This is a genomic window from Desulfobulbus rhabdoformis, from assembly GCF_016919065.1.
Classification (GTDB): Bacteria; Desulfobacterota; Desulfobulbia; order Desulfobulbales; family Desulfobulbaceae; genus Desulfobulbus; species Desulfobulbus rhabdoformis.
Genome location: NZ_JAFFQA010000118.1, coordinates 1 through 1,551, shown reverse-complemented (window position 1 = coordinate 1,551; position 1,551 = coordinate 1). Strand labels below are relative to the sequence as shown.

Genomic DNA, 1,551 nt, shown 5'->3' with positions numbered 1-1,551 from the left:
GGGAGCATCCGATAGTTATGGAATTGCCCTGTAGATCGAAGTTGGCCTGTTTGATTAATTATTTTAATGCTTTACGTTATTTTTTTGTTTAAATGCTGCTTTTTGCATGATATAATATTCCGTTAAATCAGGAGGTTGTGTCATGGCGACTGTGCGGAAAATTCGGAATTGGCCCAAGTGTTACAAAGACATGTACGATAATATTCTCGATCAAAAAATTGCTCACATTATCCAGTGTGTTGATGCGCCCAACAACACGCTTTTTGAGATAATTAACAAGATCAGGAAAGAGTACCCGTCAATAGATCCCGAATTAGTCCAGATTGTCATTCAAGGTGAACTTGATCGGCAGGTACAAGCTCCGACATGCACTCCTTGCGGGAGCAAAGCTCATAAAAAATATTCCACGAAAAAAGAGTGCGTTACCACTATTGGCACTCTTGTCATTGACTGCCCGTACTATGTGTGCCCCAAATGTAAAGCCGTCCATACCCCGTACGAAAATGCTCTTAATTTGAGGGATGGCAAGTACCAGTACGATGTACAAAAAATAGCTTCTCTCTTCGGTTCCAAGGAAACTTTTGAGGAAGCTGCAGAAATGATGAACGAGATTTATCGTTTTGACATTTCCGCAGACACTGTCCATAAACTCACCAATCAAGTCGCCGATGAAATCAGCCTTGAAGAGATAACTCCTACTTCTCAAGAACTATCTAAAATCATAGAAGATATCTCGGAGGAAAACTATCGAAGGCCAGTTCTGGTCTTTTCTGCTGACGGTGCCATGGTCCCAATAAGGACAGAAGACAAAGGGCAACCTCATCATTGGCGGGAAGCTAAAGGGATTCGTGGATACCTGCTCGACAAGGATAAGATCGTTCACCTGTTAAGCTGGCATCAAATCAGCAATGTCACTGAATTTCGGGGATTCCTTGCCGAGCTAAGAGACAAGGATATTATTCCGCAGGATAAAGTTCGCCTGTGTTTTGTAGGTGATGGAGCCGATTGGATATGGGACTGCGTCAAAGAATATTTCCCAACCTGCCGCCAAGTCCTTGATTATTTCCACTGCTCGGAACACCTCCACGATTTTGCCAAACATCAGTTTGCTGGGTCGAAAAAAGGGGATGAGTGGATAGAGCAAACCAAGGTCCGGCTCTTTCACAACAATGCCTCTCATGTCATCGCTGGCTTGAAAAGAATGAAATGTAAGACAGCCACTGCTGAAACAGAGAGAACTAAGTTGGTAAACTACCTGACAAAGAACAAAGGCAGAATCGAGTACGGTCGTTTGCGGCGAGGTGGGTACCCGCTTGGCAGTGGAGCGATTGAGAGTGCCAATAAGTTCATCAGCAATATTCGTCTCAAGAGATCCGGCGCCTGGTGGAAAGTTGATTATGCAAACAACATCCTCAAACTGCGATGTGCCAAGTACAATTCAAAATTCGATTCCTTTTTTGAGGAGTATGAGCAAAAGGCAAAGCAGCAGAGAGCATCACGCCCAAAAAGGATCCGGCGGGTTAAATAATGCCATAAGTAGCGGATGCACCC

The 1,551-nt window shown here is 44.1% G+C and carries 1 protein-coding gene; it reads left to right on the top strand.

The window, feature by feature from the left end; translation table 11 throughout:
- Window positions 1–142 precede the first annotated feature (142 nt).
- Window positions 143–1,528, top strand: coding sequence for an ISKra4 family transposase (locus tag JWJ90_RS22630; protein WP_205229482.1), 1,386 nt, complete (start codon window positions 143–145; stop codon window positions 1,526–1,528).
- Window positions 1,529–1,551 lie beyond the last annotated feature (23 nt).